15 protein-coding genes are annotated in these 16199 nt (G+C 45.9%); 7 read left to right on the top strand and 8 right to left on the bottom strand.

The window, feature by feature from the left end; genetic code table 11:
- Positions 1 to 62: 62 nt before the first annotated feature.
- The 3 genes from ASD40_RS32535 to ASD40_RS32525 form a co-directional block, all read right to left on the bottom strand.
- Positions 63 to 251 (bottom strand): hypothetical protein, encoded by a 189-nt coding sequence (locus ASD40_RS32535; protein ID WP_057307280.1) that lies wholly within the window; start codon positions 249 to 251, stop codon positions 63 to 65.
- Between the two features lie 175 nt (positions 252 to 426).
- Positions 427 to 927, bottom strand: a complete 501-nt coding sequence (locus ASD40_RS32530; RefSeq protein ID WP_057307279.1) for a phosphatidylglycerophosphatase A family protein — start codon at positions 925 to 927, stop codon at positions 427 to 429.
- 71 nt (positions 928 to 998) lie between these two features.
- Positions 999 to 4628, bottom strand: coding sequence for a DNA polymerase III subunit alpha (locus ASD40_RS32525; protein WP_057307278.1), 3630 nt, complete (start codon positions 4626 to 4628; stop codon positions 999 to 1001).
- Positions 4629 to 4752: 124 nt separating this feature from the next.
- Between ASD40_RS32525 and ASD40_RS32520 the strand changes: the two genes are divergently transcribed.
- From ASD40_RS32520 to ASD40_RS32510, 3 genes are all read left to right on the top strand, one after another.
- Positions 4753 to 5085, top strand: a complete 333-nt coding sequence (locus tag ASD40_RS32520) for a YtrH family sporulation protein (protein ID WP_057307277.1) — start codon at positions 4753 to 4755, stop codon at positions 5083 to 5085.
- An 86-nt stretch (positions 5086 to 5171) separates the two neighbouring features.
- The gene (locus tag ASD40_RS32515; RefSeq protein WP_156390260.1) at positions 5172 to 5573 is read left to right on the top strand and encodes a hypothetical protein; all 402 of its coding nucleotides are present in this window, start codon (positions 5172 to 5174) and stop codon (positions 5571 to 5573) included.
- 95 nt (positions 5574 to 5668) lie between these two features.
- Entirely contained in the window at positions 5669 to 5962 is a 294-nt protein-coding gene (locus ASD40_RS32510) for a YtpI family protein (RefSeq protein WP_057307275.1), read from the top strand.
- On the opposite strand, the gene ASD40_RS32505 is transcribed toward ASD40_RS32510, so the two are convergent.
- The 5 genes from ASD40_RS32505 to ASD40_RS32485 form a co-directional block, all read right to left on the bottom strand.
- On the bottom strand, positions 5959 to 7287 hold the full coding sequence (locus ASD40_RS32505; RefSeq protein WP_057307274.1) for a DRTGG domain-containing protein: 1329 nt from the start codon (positions 7285 to 7287) through the stop codon (positions 5959 to 5961). The two genes, ASD40_RS32510 and ASD40_RS32505, sit on opposite strands and share 4 nt — an antisense overlap.
- 179 nt (positions 7288 to 7466) lie before the next feature.
- Positions 7467 to 7754 carry a hypothetical protein gene (locus ASD40_RS32500; RefSeq protein WP_235549470.1) on the bottom strand — a complete coding sequence of 96 codons (288 nt, stop codon included), beginning with the start codon at positions 7752 to 7754 and terminating at the stop codon, positions 7467 to 7469.
- Between the two features lie 500 nt (positions 7755 to 8254).
- On the bottom strand, positions 8255 to 8983 hold the full coding sequence (gene nfsA, locus ASD40_RS32495; protein WP_057307272.1) for an oxygen-insensitive NADPH nitroreductase: 729 nt from the start codon (positions 8981 to 8983) through the stop codon (positions 8255 to 8257).
- A gap of 241 nt (positions 8984 to 9224) precedes the next feature.
- Positions 9225 to 10280, bottom strand: a complete 1056-nt coding sequence (locus tag ASD40_RS32490) for an acyltransferase (protein WP_057307271.1) — start codon at positions 10278 to 10280, stop codon at positions 9225 to 9227.
- 189 nt (positions 10281 to 10469) lie between these two features.
- Positions 10470 to 10805: a YlbF family regulator gene (locus ASD40_RS32485; protein WP_057307270.1), complete on the bottom strand. Its 336-nt coding sequence runs from the start codon at positions 10803 to 10805 to the stop codon at positions 10470 to 10472.
- A gap of 284 nt (positions 10806 to 11089) precedes the next feature.
- On the opposite strand from ASD40_RS32485, the gene ASD40_RS32480 reads away from it, so the two are divergent.
- The 4 genes from ASD40_RS32480 (at position 11090) to ASD40_RS32465 (ending at position 16195) form a co-directional block, all read left to right on the top strand.
- Entirely contained in the window at positions 11090 to 12466 is a 1377-nt protein-coding gene (locus tag ASD40_RS32480) for a YheC/YheD family endospore coat-associated protein (protein ID WP_057307269.1), read from the top strand.
- Between the two features lie 9 nt (positions 12467 to 12475).
- On the top strand, positions 12476 to 13603 hold the full coding sequence (locus tag ASD40_RS32475) for a YheC/YheD family endospore coat-associated protein (protein WP_057307268.1): 1128 nt from the start codon (positions 12476 to 12478) through the stop codon (positions 13601 to 13603).
- A 100-nt stretch (positions 13604 to 13703) separates the two neighbouring features.
- Complete coding sequence (locus ASD40_RS32470; RefSeq protein WP_057307267.1) at positions 13704 to 15068, top strand: YheC/YheD family endospore coat-associated protein; 1365 nt, start codon at positions 13704 to 13706, stop codon at positions 15066 to 15068.
- Entirely contained in the window at positions 15068 to 16195 is a 1128-nt protein-coding gene (locus ASD40_RS32465; protein ID WP_057307266.1) for a YheC/YheD family endospore coat-associated protein, read from the top strand. The genes ASD40_RS32470 and ASD40_RS32465 overlap by 1 nt, the downstream gene beginning before the upstream one ends.
- The last annotated feature ends 4 nt before the right edge of the window (positions 16196 to 16199 follow it).

The following is a 16199-nucleotide window of genomic DNA, read 5'->3' as shown; positions in this document are numbered from 1 at the left end:
CACCTCTACTTGGCTATTATCTTGAACTTCTGACAAGCCACGTTACTTGCTTCTACTTTTCATTATCTATGTAAAATAGAATTGAGCACTTCCTGAACTTCCTCTACTTCACCTGCGGGTACGACGATTTCGAACTGATTTTTGGATAAGGATATACCCCGAACTTGTACGAGAAATCCTTCTTCCGTCAGCCTCTGTTTAATCCGCTCTGCAATCTTCGCGGTAGGAGCTATGTATATCACCGTCCACATGAAAAAAAAACCTCCTATGACGTGCAACTACATGGATTAGGGCAAGTTAGCAACGATGATAATTAACATCCTACATAAGCATAGGCGCACACAATGGAATAATGATATCATAATTTCTCTTTTTCCCGCAACAGAGCACGTTCATGAAAAAAAGTGAAGTCTGAACTTTTTTGAGCTAGTCCAGACGTAATTTACTGCTATAATCAGGCGCATGCTCATTCTGATGAGCGATTCTGGCAGAAGCCGCTGCCGCTAAACCACAGATCAAATCATCCAGAAAAACATGAACAGAACTTCGATCATCATTCAATGTTCGGATAATACCCATTTTTTCTTTATCTAAATAGCCAAAGCTAGTTAATCCAATCATCCCATATACATGAACAATGCCTAGGGCCAGAGTTTCATCGACGCCGAACAGAGGTTCATCCGCTTCAAGAATCGATTGCAAAGGCTCGGGCAACAGCTTTTTCTCTGCCAATTCATCAAGAGCAATGCCCGTATAAAGCGTATACTGTACTTCCCGCTTGGCGAGAACAGCCAGCACACTCTCAATACACTCTTCTTGCGATAGTTGATCATTATAGGGCTTTTGCAGCTTGAACACAATTTCAGAGATTTGCTCTACCGTTACACCACGTCTCTGCAGCAACTGGATCATATGTTGTTCGGTCATAAGTCTCCTCCTACGCATGTATTAAGCCCTTGAAATACCGGGTTCCTATTCATATGCGAAGGATGCTATCTTTATTTCACTCTGACCGAATCTTTACCCATTATGGTCTCAATCATACGGAACAAATCCTTCGAAGGATCGACCAAATATTGGTCGCTCAGGGCCAAGAGCTTGTTGCTCCTTTCGTAGAAAAGCGCAACTGCGAGCCCCCCCTTATGCAGCTTCAGCAGCGCCTTCAGCTGCAGAAGCTTATCCGGCTGCTCGCAGTCAGCCGAGATCTTGACGAACACCCGCTGCGCCTTCGGCTCCGCAGCGTTCGTGCGCGCCGGCTGCGCCGCGGCGCGGGACTCCTGGCGGCCCGCCGCAGGGGCCGCCTGTGTGACAGCGGCGGCGCTGCGTGCGCCGCCTGAGATGGCAGCCGTGCGCGCCGGCCGATCGCTGACTACGTCAGCTGATCGCCTATGCGCCCCTGGCTGCCGGCGAAGCCGCTGGACGCCTGCAGGGTCGTCCAGCGCGACAAGCTGCTCCGCGAGCAGCTTGGGCGGGTCCTCGTCCTGAAGCTGCAGCTTCGCCCGGACGAGGACCAGTCTGCCCTTCTGCACGAGCGGAGCCGCATTCTTCCAGGTCTCGGGGAACAACACCACCTCGATCTTGTCAATGCGATCCTCCAGCTCCATGAACGCCATGGGCTGCCCTTTCTTCGTGACAATCGTCTTATTCGAGAGGATCATCCCCGCTACAAGCACCTCGCTGTTATCTGGCAGCTCGGCTAATTGATGAAGCATAGCCGCTTCCATCTCACTAAGCTGCTCCGCATAGGCATCAAGCGGATGTCCAGATATATACATGCCGAGAAGTTCCTTCTCGAGCTCCAATTGTTTACTTTGCGGCATCGGAGGAATATTCGGAACCTCCACCTCCCAATTTGGTTCTTCAACGAAGCCAAAGAGGTGAAGCTGCAGATCATCCCGTTCCTTGCGCCATTTGGTTGCGGAGGCGATGGTTTCATCGAGAATAGCCATCAGCTGAGCGCGATGCCCGCCTAGAGTGTCAAAGGCTCCACCTTGAATGAGCGATTCAATCACTCGTTTATTACATACGCGTAAATCTACACGTCTGCAGAAATCAAGCAAGCTCTCGAACTGTGACTTTTTCCGTTCATTAAGAATAGCATCGATAGCTTGAGTGCCTACATTTTTGATCGCTGCAAGTCCGAAGCGGATAGCCCCGGCCGCAGGATCCGGTGTAAATACCGTTCCGCTGCCATTAACATCAGGCGGCAGCACAGCCAATTTCACCCGCCGGCACTCATCCACATATTCGGCTACCTTCCGATGATTCCCCATAACAGCCGTTAACATAGAAGCCATAAAATAAATCGGATAGTGCGCTTTTAAATAAGCCGTTTGGAATGCCAACACCCCGTAAGCCGTTGCATGCGCACGCGGAAAACCATAATCAGCAAAACGCACGATCATATCATACACATGATTAGCCTCATTGGCATTAAAACCTTGACGCAAGCTGCCCGAAACGAAATGTGCCCGTTCTTCATCCAGCACTTCCCGCTTCTTCTTGGACACTGCTCGTCTTAACAAATCTGCTTCGCCTAAGCTAAAACCAGCCATAGATGAGGCAATTTGCATAATTTGCTCTTGGTAGACGATAATGCCGTACGTATCCCGAAGGATAGGCTCTAACGTGGGGTGCGGATAAACGACCTCCACCTGTCCGTGCTTCCCATAAATATACTTAGGTATAAACTCCATCGGACCTGGACGGTACAAGGCCACAACGGAAATAATATCCTCAAACACAGAAGGCTTCAAATCCTTCAACACCTTGCGTACACCCGATGACTCCAATTGGAAGACACCCGTCGTTTCTCCCTTACTAAGCATACCGTAGGTCACAGCATCCTCATCCATGTCCAGCATATCAAAGTTGAGACGCACATTTTCCATCTGTGCTATCCAATCAACCGTTCGTTCTATAATAGACAGCGTCCGCAAGCCGAGAAAATCCATTTTCAACAGTCCGATGGCCTCCAAATGCTCCATCGTATACTGGGTAAGAGCTGTCTGAGCCGTGCCTTCTTGGAGAGGGACATACTGCGTTAACGGTTCTCTGGAAATAACAACCCCTGCCGCATGCGTTGAAGCATGGCGCGGCATTCCTTCAACACGCATCGCCATTTCCAGCAATTCTGCTGTCTTGGGCTGTCTTGCAACCAGCCCCTTTAAATCAGAACTAATCTGGAGTGCTTCCGATAAAGTCATACCTAGTTGATTCGGAATTGCCTTGGCCGCACGGTCAACGTCCCCATAGGGTACATTTAATACGCGTCCGACGTCCCTTACCGCGGCTTTGGCCGCCATCGTTCCGAAGGTAATAATTTGCGCGACATGCTCGTGCCCATATTTGGCAACCACATAGTCAATCACTTCATCCCGGCGTTCATCGCTAAAATCGATATCAATATCCGGCATCGTAATCCGTTCCGGGTTAAGAAAACGTTCAAACAGCAGCTTATATTTAAGTGGATCGACATTCGTAATACGGAGTACATAAGCAACTAGACTTCCGGCAGAAGATCCCCTACCTGGTCCGGTCATGATATTCTTTTCGTGCGCAAAACGAATAAAATCCCAAACGATTAAGAAGTAATCAGAAAAACCCATGTTCTCAATGACGCCGAGCTCATAAGCTAGACGTTCCTCAGCTTGTTTCCGCAGCGGCGAATCCGCAGTATGCCACTCAGATTTAGTAGAATAACGCTGCTCCAGCCCCTGCATACAAAGCTCTCGTAAATATTCACCAGCCGTGAGGTGCTCAGGTATAGGACGAAAGCTAGGTAAAATCGATTTACCGAACGTAAGTTCGAGCTCACAGCGTGAAGCTACAACGCTTGTATTCGTAAGCGCTTCGGGGACATGGACGAATAAACGTCCCATCTCCTCCTCGCTTTTCAAATACATCTGACTTGTACCCATCTTAAGCCGATCGGTGTCCTCCACCGTTTTGCCTGTTCCAATACAGATGAGAATGTCCTGCATCACATGATCTGGTTCAGTCACATAATGCACATCATTCGTGGCAATTAGCGGGATCCCGGTTTCTTTGCTCAGCTCGATCATCGAGACCATCACTTTTTTCTGCTCAATCATCCCATGATCTTGAATTTCCAGAAAGAAATCATCTCCGAATATGTCACGATAGCGCTCAGCCGCTTTTCGGGCTTCTTCATGACGATTGTGAAGCAGATGCTGGGAAACCTCGCTGCCTAAGCAGGAGCTCAGACAAATAAGTCCCTCTGAATGCTTGGCTAAATGTTCCAAATCGATACGCGGTTTATAGTGAAAGCCCTGTAAATGTCCGATTGAACAGAGCTTCATTAAATTTTGATAGCCTTGGAAATTTTTGGCTAGCAGGATGAGGTGATAAATCGGCTGTTCCTGTCTAGTCCCTTTATCGCGAATAGATCCCGCTGTGAAATAGACTTCACAACCAATAATTGGTTTAATGCCTCTTTGTTTGCAGGCTTTGTAGAAGGCAATGGCCCCGTACATGACACCGTGATCCGTCAATGCCAGAGAGGTCATGCCAAGATTAGCTGCTTGTGCAACAAGCTCCTCCATACGTGCCGCACCGTCTAATAAACTGTATTCACTATGAACATGCAAGTGTACAAACGAACTCATCAGCATGTCCTCCCTTCTTTCATTTTATTCCTTATATTTTATCATATTGGAGCTAGGCATTCCCATACATTAAGTATAGAGAGTTTGTCCTCTTTAACTTAGCTGGAAAGGAAGCGATAAGGACATGTATGTCTTTTGGGCAAATATTATCGTGTATTTCTGTATTGCATTCGGGGTCGTATTTGGAGGCAGCATGTTAAGTGGAATAGCAGCCGTGCTCACGCTTCAATCACCGACAGAAAAAATGCTAACCATTTCAGAAAACATTAAAATCTGGGCCATGGTAGCTGCTGTTGGCGGCACGATTGATCCGATACGCTATATTGAAAGCCATGTAGCTATAGGGCATTTGAATCCCGCTATTAAGCAAATCATTCTGATTATTGTTGCCTTTATAGGCGCTCAGATGGGCACGTCACTTATTCAAATGATCTGCAAAGGGGGCAATCAGCCTTGAGGATCCCTCCTTTTGCCCGATATCAACGTCTGCTTTCGAGTTTAGGACTGATGCTTTCGGGAGCCATCATTGGGAGCGCAATTTATATGAGCATTCATCAGCACACCTACAATCAGCTCTATGTGCAAATGCATAAATATTTGGAGGAAAATCGCGATCTCCTTGATGATATCGAAAATTTAAATAAAACAAAAAATAAACAAGCATTAATTAACACAGTCAATGTTCATCTGCTTCCCAAAAACCAAAATGAACTCATCAGTGAAGATATACAGAAAGAAATCGAGGTGGATGTGAAGAGTGAGCTCAAGCTCGTTATTGGCCAAAAGGCCGCGTTCGTGCGGGACTCACAGCCCCTTTATGAAAGAATTATTACCCAGCGGACCTATATTTTGCATGATAAAAAATATGTCGTTGAGATCAAATCCATCATATTGATTCAAACCGAACTAACTGTCTGGATTACAGCCCAAGAGAAGCGAACATAACCGCCCTGAGCACTTTTTAGGTGATAGAATATTGCAATCTTTCATTAAAATCGCTAAAGTAAACAGTAAACTCGCCTAAAGGACGGATTAACCAGATGTTCGCCATTCAAATCACTTTATTCTCTCTTATTTGCATACTGCTTGGGCTTTCCGTATACTTCAGCTTCCGGTCTCGACGTGAAACGGTTGCGGCTAGACGCGGTTTATTCTCGGCCCGCATGAATATTTGCATGGGTTTGATGCTCGTTCTTATTGCCATCACCCAAATCTTCTTCTTTAGTGAATCCAGCTTTCGCCGCATCTTCGGCACCGTGCTGGTCTTGCTAGGTCTGTTCAACTTATTCGCCGGCATTCGCAACCACGGGCACTTCGATCGCATGCTGCGTTAAATGACTTGAGCGGTTAGCATCGCTTTGGAAACCAAAGTCCCAGCATGATAAATTTCTACATCAATTTTGCCAAACTTACGGCTCACTTCAATGATGGTGGGTCGTATTTCTATTTTGGAGTCAATTTGCAGCGGTTTTAAGAAATAGGTCGACATATTGTCCATGACGAGATCCCCTTTCTTATGTTCCTGCACGATGCGATAGGCCGCTTGGGTCATCAGCGTTGTAAGAACACCTTCCGATACCGTCCCCAAATGATTCGTCATCTGTGGGGTGATAACGCCATGAAACTGCAGTGACCCCTTTTCATCCCTGACCTCTTCCAGTCCGGACCAGATTAAATCCTCGAACGTTTCACCATTCTGCGGCTGCTTCTGAATATACTGCATGGCTTTCAACACATCGCTGCGATTAAGAACGCCAAGGATTTTGCGGTTTGTATCCACGACTGGAAGCAATTCAATACCTTCCCACACCATCATATGGGCTGCTGATGCTACTGAAGTTTGGGGCGTTACAGTAAGCGGACTGCGCGTCATAAGCTTATCTACTGTTTGTAGAGAATTAGCTCCCACCATATCCTTCGAGGTCACAACTCCAATAATTCGGTTCCACTCGTCTACAACAGGAAAACGGCTGTACCCGGTATCCTCTGACATGCGCTGCCAGTCCTTCAGTGTACTATTTGCCTTAAGAGCATAAAGGGAAGCGCCTGATGCCAGGATGTCCTCGACAAGCATAATTTTCTTCTTGATCAAGCGATCGTATATGGCTCTATTAATCATAGAGGCAACTGTAAACGTATCGTAGCTGCTCGAAATAATGGGGAGCTCCAGTTCATCTGCAAGGACTTTCACCTCTGTACTGGTGTTAAATCCCCCCGTAATGAGTACGCCTGCGCCTTGTTCCAAAGCACAGATATGGGCACGGTTGCGGTTACCAACGATTAGAAGGCTGCCGGCCTCAATGTAACGCATCATGGCATCCTGTTCCATCGCGCCGATAACGAACTTGTGCAGCGTCTTATGGAGTCCACGTGAGCCACCGAGTACTTGCCCATCGACCATGTTCACTACCTCAGCAAATGTGAGCTTATCAATGTTCTGCCGCAGCTTTTTCTCGACTCTTACGGTTCCGATTCGCTCTTTGGTTGAGACCAGACCTTGATTCTCGGCCTCTTTAATAGCTCGGTAAGCCGTACCTTCACTGACTTCCATGTTCTTGGCAATTTTGCGAACGGAGATCCGGCTGCCAAGCTTCAAGCTTTCAATATAGCGTAAAATTTGTTCATGCTTCGTTAATGTATCCACGGATTGTGTATCCAACTGTTACACCTCATTCGCTTGTTCCTGTATTACTCTGTACTACTAGTATAATCGTTCCAAAGCGCAAGAACAATGAAATCGGCTTTTCTTAAATAAAAAATCCAACCCTATTGGATTGGATACTTTATTTGTATTATAGCAAACATACGTTCGTTGTCAAAATGGAAATCTCTTCTTCGCTACTTGCGAAACTGCAGAAGTTTCCGGCGACCTTGAACAAGCTGCTCCAACTGCCATTTTTTCATCCGATTGATGCGGTTCATCTCTTTGCGTTTCTCTTCATCCACACCAAGTATTTGGTGCAAATGAGAGGCTGTCACCAGCAGGGCCATCACGATCCAGATGCTACTAAACACCATAGGCAGCGATCCTACATCTCGAAACTCCAATTGGGGAATGGAGTAAAATAGCATACCTAACGTTAAGCTCATGTAAACGACATTTTTAAAGCCTTTCAAAATGATCACTCCTTTCGCTTTAGATAAACAAGAACCTATCTCATCCTATTTTCATTGTATGAGACAAGTTCTTGTTATATGTTCAAAGCGAAAGATTAAGGCTTAGAGACTGTCGATTGATTCACAACTGGTATTCATAACTCCAATATACGAATTTAGCGTCATTCAGCTTTCGTGAGGGCAGATGGGCTATCGTTGTTACCAATGTTGCATTTTCTACAACAATTCACACGATAAAAGGCTATTTTACAACTTGAAGTTGCATTCCGTACAACATTTTGAGCACATTTGTTGTGAAATGGTCTATATTGGGCCAAATTGTTGTACATGATGCAACAATGAAGGGAGAGAGACGAGATTTAGGCATAAATTGTTGTACTTACTACAACATCATTCAACAGCGAATAAGAATTCATCCAGCAACCCAAATTCTGCCTATATAGCGATTGGCCCCAATTTATGACAAATTAATGTAGAGCACGATTGATCGAATGAATCGACGGTCTCGCTTACTCAATCTCGAAACCCTGGGAGCTAAGGAAGGGTTTCATGTGCTCTCTAGGCCGCTGCGCTTTGGCGGCCATGTCCTTGGACCAGGTCGTATCGACTTTGCCGCCCGATCGAACCTTCATATAGTCGCGGATGCTCTCGTCGTACACGTCGACCGCTCCTTCGTTAGCCGTATACCGATTCTCATGGTATACGGCTTCTCGCGGGAGCCGCGGGCGCTGCGGCGGCTCTTGATCCGGCATGCCGATGCACATGCCGAAGACCGGGTACACCAGCTGCGGCAAGCCCAGCAGCTGAGACACCTCAGCGGGCTTATTGCGCAGCCCGCCGATGTACACTACGCCGAGTCCGAGTGACTCGGCAGCGATGGCTGCATTTTGCGCAGCTAATGCAGCATCTACCGTGGCAACGATGAAGTTCTCAGCGTTGCCAGTAACCGGAGTGTCCCCGTGACGGTGGACAGCCTGCGCGTATCGATGCAGATCCGCGCACCACACTATGAACAGCGGACACTCGCTGACGTAAGCTTGATTGCCGGCTAGCGCGGCAAGCTGGTTCTTCAGCCCGTCATCCGTTACATGGATAACGCTATACGCTTGCATATTGCTGGATGTAGATGCCGCTTGAGCGGCTGCCAGAATAGCATCCAGCTGTTCCGAGCTTACTGGTTCATTCGTAAACTTACGAATGGAGCGATGATTTTGCAATAAAGAAATGATTTCGTTCATCCTTCAACAACCTTTCTTCTATATGTAGAATATATTAAGAAAGTCTCCACCGATATGGTCGACAAACTGTCACGATTGAAGCAACCTCGACTACACTGAAACCAGACTGTCCAACAATCCGTCTTTGCAATTATCCGACACCCGAGAGGAATTTTCAATAAATAATCGCTTTTGGTTGTAGGAAACGTGCGACTGTGAAGTAAACAAAAAAAGACCCAACCAACGGGGTCTTAATCTTCCATCATATCGACAACACTTTTCTTACTTTTCTATATAACAGCGTGAGTACCCACGGTATCGCAATTATCAGCACAAAAACGATCCCATTATACACGTTAAAAAGCAAAATCGAGCCGGGCGTATTCACCTTATATTTCCAAAGTGATAACAACGCTGGATGCATTAAGTAGACACCAAACGATACCGAACCTAACGAGACGAAAAAGCGGGCAACTTTGGTTGATTTTTGGAGAAGCCATTTCGCGATCCAGATAAAGCTTACACCAATGCCAATGCTGTAGAGCAGCCATAAAATTTCATACCACGTATTTTCAAACTTATATCCTTTTAGTCCCAATAGGTAAAGCATTACATAGGCCAAACCACTGAGGAATGCAGTTGGCAGCACCCAACCCTTGTTCCGATCCATCCAAGAACGAAAGGAACCGTAGTTCATGCCAATTGCACCGCCTACGAGAAAATACCCGAAGTACGTTATGCAAAGCTCTGGTTTATGACTAATTGTACCGAACCAGTGGGTGTAAATGTAAACGCCCGCTTGAATGGCTAGTCCCCAAAGTGCCAACGTCCGGCGAAACCATGGCGCATTTCTAACAGCCCAAACTAGCAGCGGAAACAACAGGTAGAACTGTACAATAATAATCATAAAATACAAGTGATAGCCGGAATCCGCCCATTTTAATTGTTCTAGAAAAACACGCAGATCAAACTTAATGGGGTGCCCCGGCGTCCAAAGCCAAGGATTATATATATAATAGAAGAAGGACCAAACAATATATGGAACTAACACTTGGCGGACACGTTTCCAGTAGAAAATACCGGCCTGTTTCGCGCTCCAATTATCCGTATAGATGTAGAATAATACAATGCCACTCAAAAAAATAAACAGCGGAACAGCGAAATAGCTTATTTTGTTCAAAAATAAAATGATTAGCTCTGTGCTGCTCCCCTTCAAAGCCGGATCCACTGTCCAGTCCGCGGTAACATGAATCATAACGACTGCAAGGATGGCGAAGGCTCTAACGAGATCGAGCTCCGTGATTTTTGCTTTTGCCATAACGGTTTCAAATCCTCTTTTCCTAATAAATACCCTTTTACTATAGACAGTTTCGAGTTATTTCGCAACAGCGGGCCTAGCAAAAAAGTATCCCTGCTCTTAGATTGCTTACTAAAAAAAGAGTGTAGCCCAGGAGTAGACTTCCAGACGACTAGATGACTAGACTTCTCTACAGGGATACACTCTTTTTTATTTCAACATTGCTTCTAACGGCTCAGCAATAATCCGCTGCACATCTTCCAGCATGATCGACAATCGACGCTCCGCATCGAATAATTGGTTAATACGTGGATTGAGGGCGAGCTCCTCATATCGTTTCTGTAATTTATCCATATCCTCTTGCGTTGGCATTTCGCCTCCCGCCATTTTCTGCTGCAGCTCATTTTGACGATTGCGAAAATCTTCCAACAAGCTCTTACTGGATGCATCGCCGTTAATGATGGAGCGGCACTCCTTCATATCCTTATATTCGCTGCTTTCCTTAATTGCTTTTGCCAATTCGTAAGCCTTATCATGTACATTCATTTTATTTCCTCCTCATTTTTATTTGTAATGGCCTATGTACTTACTCAACGAATAAAAGGCACTTTCGGACAGATGCCTAGGCACCAAGGGAAATATGTCCTCATATGATGGAGTAGTTTACTTTGCTTAAGCAGCAATGCCATTTTTGCCCACATAAGAAAGATTAAGTTTTCGGTTACCGAAAACAGCTTTCTTATTGGCGATAAAAACCACCTTTAAACGCGGTCGATCATCCATGAATGGCCTCGATAGGGGTTTTCTCATGCTGGAAGGAGTGTTCGCTATTGACCCGGACGAAAGTTGGAATATCCATTCAAGGCACCAGCATCTATTTGGATGATCGGACCGTTGTTCTAAGTGAAGCCATTGCAAAAAAATGGAAAGTTCCGTCCAATCAAACGATTACTATGCGATTTGGCTCTGCCAAGCAGGATGTCAAAGTTGTCACCGCATCAACGTCGAACAGTTTACGTATAAACCCTGCTCTCGCTTCCAAAATCGGTCTTCATCATGGGGCCCAACTCAATCTTTATTATAGGCAAAAAGAAAGCACCTTGTCGATCGGACCCTTGATTGGCGTAATGATTAGCCGAGTTTATGCTAGCTCAAATGATCGCCCATTCGGTGCTATCACTGCTTTTTGTAGAGAAATGACGGACGCGTGTGACCTTTTTGGGGCTATTGTGTGCTTTTTTCCGCCAGATGAAATGCATGCCAATGCCCAAACTCTATCTGCGTATTCTTATTCCAATGGTTCCTGGAGCAAAAAAACGTTTCCGATCCCCAATGTCATCTATAATCGTCTCACCTCGCGCAAATATGAAAACATGACAAATGTTCAACAATTCATGAAAGACGTCAAAGCTCGCCATGCCACTGACATCTTTAATGAGAAATATTTGAACAAAACCGAAGTATTCGAGGCCTTGCGCAAAGATAACACCCTCCATGGATATTTACCCGAATCCTATCTTTTCAAAAACTATCAGATGTTGAAATCCATGGCTGCACGCCATCCGGTCCTATTCCTTAAACCGATTACCGGAAGTTTAGGTAAAGGAATCATTCGCATTCGCAAGGAAGCAGGAGATGGCTTTACCTGCCATTTTACGAACCTAGCTGGGGTTCGCAAACAATCTTTCCCTTCGCTAACCGCTGTGTTCCAGGCCTTATCCGGCAAGCTCAAGACACAACGTTATCAATTACAACAAGGACTCGATCTCATCACTTCCGACGGTAACCCAGTTGATTTCCGAGCGCTTGTACAGAGGGGAGCCCTAGGGCAATGGGCGATAACGTCGATTGTTGGCCGCGTTGCAGGAACGCAGCATTTTGTCTCTAACTTGGCTCGTGGCGGAAGCCTTACGACCGTGACTGGAGCACTTGCTAAATCATCGTTTTCGTCTGCTACACGTGTCTCAGTCTCGGGACGTTTGCGCAAGGCATCTCTAGACATCGCCAAAGGGATTGAAACACAAATTCCTAATCATTTTGGAGAGCTAGGAATCGACCTTGCTGTAGATAAAATGGGGAAAGTTTGGTTGCTTGAAGTAAACTCCAAACCATCCAAGGATGATAATACCCCTCTTAACAATGAACGGAAAATTAGACCGTCTGTGAAACAAATCGTGCAGTATGCGCGTTTTTTAGCGAAGTTCTGAGGTGAAAACATGCGGTTTAGCGCAACTCGTCCCTTGTTAGGGATCATGGTGACGGAACAGAATCGAAAGCTGCCTTTTGCAAGTTCGGGCTTTTTTGAACATCTCATTTCTTATGGTGATAGCGAGGGCCTCGACGTGTTCGTATTCTCACCGAATCGTATCGATTGGAAGCAAGATATGGTGAAAGGTTACACCTACTTGAGTGACACACACGAGTGGGTCATGAAACTCTTCCCTCTTCCTTCACTAATCTATGATCGATGCTTCTTTAGCAATAAACACAGCTATAGGCAGTACCGTTACCATGTTGGCAAGCTGCGTGCGAAACCCCATATTCGTTTTCTCGGTTACGGTTTGAGCGGAAAATGGGAAGTGGGTCAGATCCTACAGAAAGATAGCACTTTGCATCTCTACTTACCTGAAACGAGTATGCTGACAAGTGGCACCGAGCTAAGAAAGTGGCTTCGTACAAGAAACGACGTTTTCCTGAAACCACAGGGTGGCAGCCAAGGCAGAGGTGCCTTGCACATTCACAAGATAAGTACTATACACGATAACTGCTCTTTTCATATAAAAGGGCGCGACGCCCATAATCACCCTATAGAGCGTGATTTTAAAGACTTTGACTCGTGCTGGTTTTGGCTTCGCAACCTGATTGGTATGCGACCCTATCTAATACAAGAATACCTAACTCTCCACTCAACAGAGGGAATGGCTTACGATGTACGTTCCCTCGTGCAAAAAAACGGCCGTGGCTTATGGGAAAGTACTGGCATGGCCGTACGTATTGGTAAACCTGGAAGCATCACCTCCAATCTACATGGCGGAGGCACTGCTGCAGATGTGACCTCGTTCCTTACCAAGGAGTTTGGTTACTCGAAGGCAAATGAGCTTATAGCCACACTCGATATGCTTTCAAGCCGAATTCCCCCTTTTCTGGAAGCTCATCACGGGCGACTGGCTGAGCTTGGTATAGATCTAGGGATTGATTCCTGTGGTCGCGTGTGGATTCTTGAAGTGAACTCGAAGCCGGGCAGGATGATTTTCGCACGAATGTGTAACGAGAAAGCACGCACGACATCCATTGCAAACCCTATACATTATGCTGGATTCTTACTCCACAAAAAGCTGAGTTGAGCTTGGCTTTGCTGGTATGTGCCAAAGTAGGCAGATGGTCATATCTGCCTGTTTTGACACGGAAAGCCCCGTAGGGCAACAAGTTTAGGAGGGTAACCTAATGAGTTTGACAACGTGTATGCTCCACGCCGTACAACGAACAGATAGATCGGTCTACTTAACAAGTGAACTCGTCAAAGCTTTACGGTTAACCGGCAATAAATCGATAACTGTAAAAGTTGGCAGTAAAAAAGCGACCCTACCGATCCGTCTGATCAAAAAAAGTGGTCAGCATATGTACATTCCGCTTTCCCTAATGGCCTCCTTACGCATTCCTCGAACAGGGAGTGTGTTCGTAACCAATAACAATAATAAAGAACTTCGTATTGGTCCTGTCATTGGTATCTTGACCAACGTAGCGAGCGGTACATCACCATTCGGTACAAAAACTGGATTCATTCGCCAAGTTATGAGTACATCCTCATCGAAATCCTTCGCTTTCGCTTTCAGCCCCAGCAGCGTAAATTGGATTCAAGAAACGGTTACAGGCATTATTCCAAAAGAAGGCGGAGGTTGGGTACGTAAAACATTCCCATTGCCTGATGTTGTCTATAATCGAATGTCTAGCCGCAAAGCAGAGAAATCTGCCGGGATGGAAGGCTTTAAAGACCGATTTGTTCGAAGGGGGATTCCCCTCTTTAACTGGAGCTTCTTTGATAAATGGGACGTTTACAAGATGTTAGATGGCGATGATGCTTTCCGCTTCGTCCCAGAATCCAAGATCAATCCGTCTGCTGATCAAATTAAGGAAATGCTTGATAAGCATAAATTCATTTACTTGAAACCAACGGCAGGCTCTTTGGGCATCGGCATTTTCCGTGTGACTTATAACCCTAAGCGAGGCTACTTCGTTCGGTACCGCAAGGGCGGTAAAAATGTTCTCATCCGTTACGGAAAATTCGACGGTTTAATGCAAATGCTTGGAACTGGACGTGGCCGCCTCACGAATTATGTCGCACAGCAAGGAATTCGTCTCATTGAAATTGACAGCTGCCCTATTGATTTTCGCTTCCATTTAACGAAGAACGGTAATAACAATTGGGTCGTAGCAGCGATCGGCGCAAAGAAATCCGGTAAAGGCAGCGTCACAACCCATATCCGCAATGGCGGTCAATTAATGACGCCAGAACAGGTACTGCGTCAAATCTACGGCAGTCGCGCGGAGCAAGTGCTTACCAATGCCAAAGAAACAGCTATTAAGCTCGCTGAGGGTATCGAGAATAACTATGACCATCTACTTGGAGAACTCGGATTCGATATCGGTATTGATCAAAGCGAGAAAATCTGGATGTTCGAAGCAAATGCCAAACCGGGGAGATCCATTTTCAAGCATCCCTCTTTGAAAGAAGGGGACGTCGCTACCCTACAAAATATTTACGAGCACTGCCTCTTTTTGAGTCGCTTCCGCTCTAGGAGGGAAAACTAATGGGCTTCTTCCTTCATGAGATAGTACTTAAGAAGCCTACTCTGGCCATTCTCACCGTTAAGGATAGTAAGCGTGTATTTCGTGGCAATCTGGACAATTTCCGGGATTTAATTCAAACTGGCGAACAGCTTGGCGTTGATGTATACATCGTGACTACGAAGGACTTCACCTTATCCAGCCCCGAAATATACGGCTATCGCTTCAATGCCGAAACCAAAAAATGGAGCAGGGAACTCGTTCCCGCTCCACAAGTCGTATATAATCGTATACCCTATCGAAAGATGGAAATGAGGCCTGAGGTCCAGCAAACCATTCAATCATGCAATCGCAGCTCCAGCATTCAGTTATTTAATCCTTCCTTCTTCAACAAATGGACCTTGTTCGGGTGGTTAAATAGTGCCAAAGAAAGCAAACCCTATATGCCCGATACGCAGCAATTAAACTCGGCAAATGATCTGACTCAGCTATTGCGTAAACATGTCGTTCTCTACTTAAAACCAGTTAAAGGTAAAGCAGGGAGAGGCATTATGCGCATTGATCGATTAACGACTGCAAATGGCCGCCGTTATCGGCTGAGCCGCCAAGAAGATAAGAAGATGGCTTATAGTTACCACAATTCCACGGATGAACTATGGAATGAATGGAATAAATACCGTGGTACCCATGACTACATTGTGCAGCAAGGTATCGCTTTAACGAGATACAAAGGGCGAGCTTACGATTTACGCGCTTTGGTCCAGAAGACGTCCAAAGGCGTCTGGAGTGTATCCGGTATCGGAGCTCGTGTAGCTGGTAAAGCTAGCATCACGACACATGTACCTCGCGGCGGATCAATCGACGAGCCACTCAAGCTGCTTACGAGTGCGTTTGGTGTCACGGAAGCCAAAAATATTTTGAAACGAGTTCGCAAAGCCGCTGTTACACTCGCTGCGCAAATTGAGAAATCATCCGGCAATCAACTTGGCGAAATGTCGATGGATATTGGTGTCGATACCGCTGGACACATCTGGTTCTTCGAAGCTAATTCTAAACCAATGAAATTCGATGAACCCAAAATTCGTCAAAAGTCACTTGAACGCATTATCCGTTACAGCCTTTACTTGATCAATCATGGGAGAAGAAGGTGATTAT

The sequence above is a fragment of the Paenibacillus sp. Root444D2 genome, from assembly GCF_001426375.1.
GTDB lineage: Bacteria > Bacillota > Bacilli > Paenibacillales > NBRC-103111 > Paenibacillus_E.
This window is presented reverse-complemented; position numbering and strand designations above follow the sequence as displayed.

What these genes read in the sequence shown, in the direction of transcription:
- ASD40_RS32485 (WP_057307270.1), bottom strand. Translation starts at nt 10,805, where the DNA reads ATGAATGTACATGATAAGGCTTACGAATTGGCAAAAGCAATTAAGGAA.
- ASD40_RS32525 (WP_057307278.1), bottom strand. Translation starts at nt 4,628, where the DNA reads ATGAGTTCGTTTGTACACTTGCATGTTCATAGTGAATACAGTTTATTA.
- ASD40_RS32475 (WP_057307268.1), top strand. Translation starts at nt 12,476, where the DNA reads ATGCGGTTTAGCGCAACTCGTCCCTTGTTAGGGATCATGGTGACGGAA.
- ASD40_RS32470 (WP_057307267.1), top strand. Translation starts at nt 13,704, where the DNA reads ATGAGTTTGACAACGTGTATGCTCCACGCCGTACAACGAACAGATAGA.
- ASD40_RS32465 (WP_057307266.1), top strand. Translation starts at nt 15,068, where the DNA reads ATGGGCTTCTTCCTTCATGAGATAGTACTTAAGAAGCCTACTCTGGCC.
- ASD40_RS32535 (WP_057307280.1), bottom strand. Translation starts at nt 251, where the DNA reads ATGTGGACGGTGATATACATAGCTCCTACCGCGAAGATTGCAGAGCGG.
- ASD40_RS32515 (WP_156390260.1), top strand. Translation starts at nt 5,172, where the DNA reads ATGAGCATTCATCAGCACACCTACAATCAGCTCTATGTGCAAATGCAT.
- ASD40_RS32510 (WP_057307275.1), top strand. Translation starts at nt 5,669, where the DNA reads ATGTTCGCCATTCAAATCACTTTATTCTCTCTTATTTGCATACTGCTT.
- ASD40_RS32490 (WP_057307271.1), bottom strand. Translation starts at nt 10,280, where the DNA reads ATGGCAAAAGCAAAAATCACGGAGCTCGATCTCGTTAGAGCCTTCGCC.
- ASD40_RS32530 (WP_057307279.1), bottom strand. Translation starts at nt 927, where the DNA reads ATGACCGAACAACATATGATCCAGTTGCTGCAGAGACGTGGTGTAACG.
- nfsA (WP_057307272.1), bottom strand. Translation starts at nt 8,983, where the DNA reads ATGAACGAAATCATTTCTTTATTGCAAAATCATCGCTCCATTCGTAAG.
- ASD40_RS32520 (WP_057307277.1), top strand. Translation starts at nt 4,753, where the DNA reads ATGTATGTCTTTTGGGCAAATATTATCGTGTATTTCTGTATTGCATTC.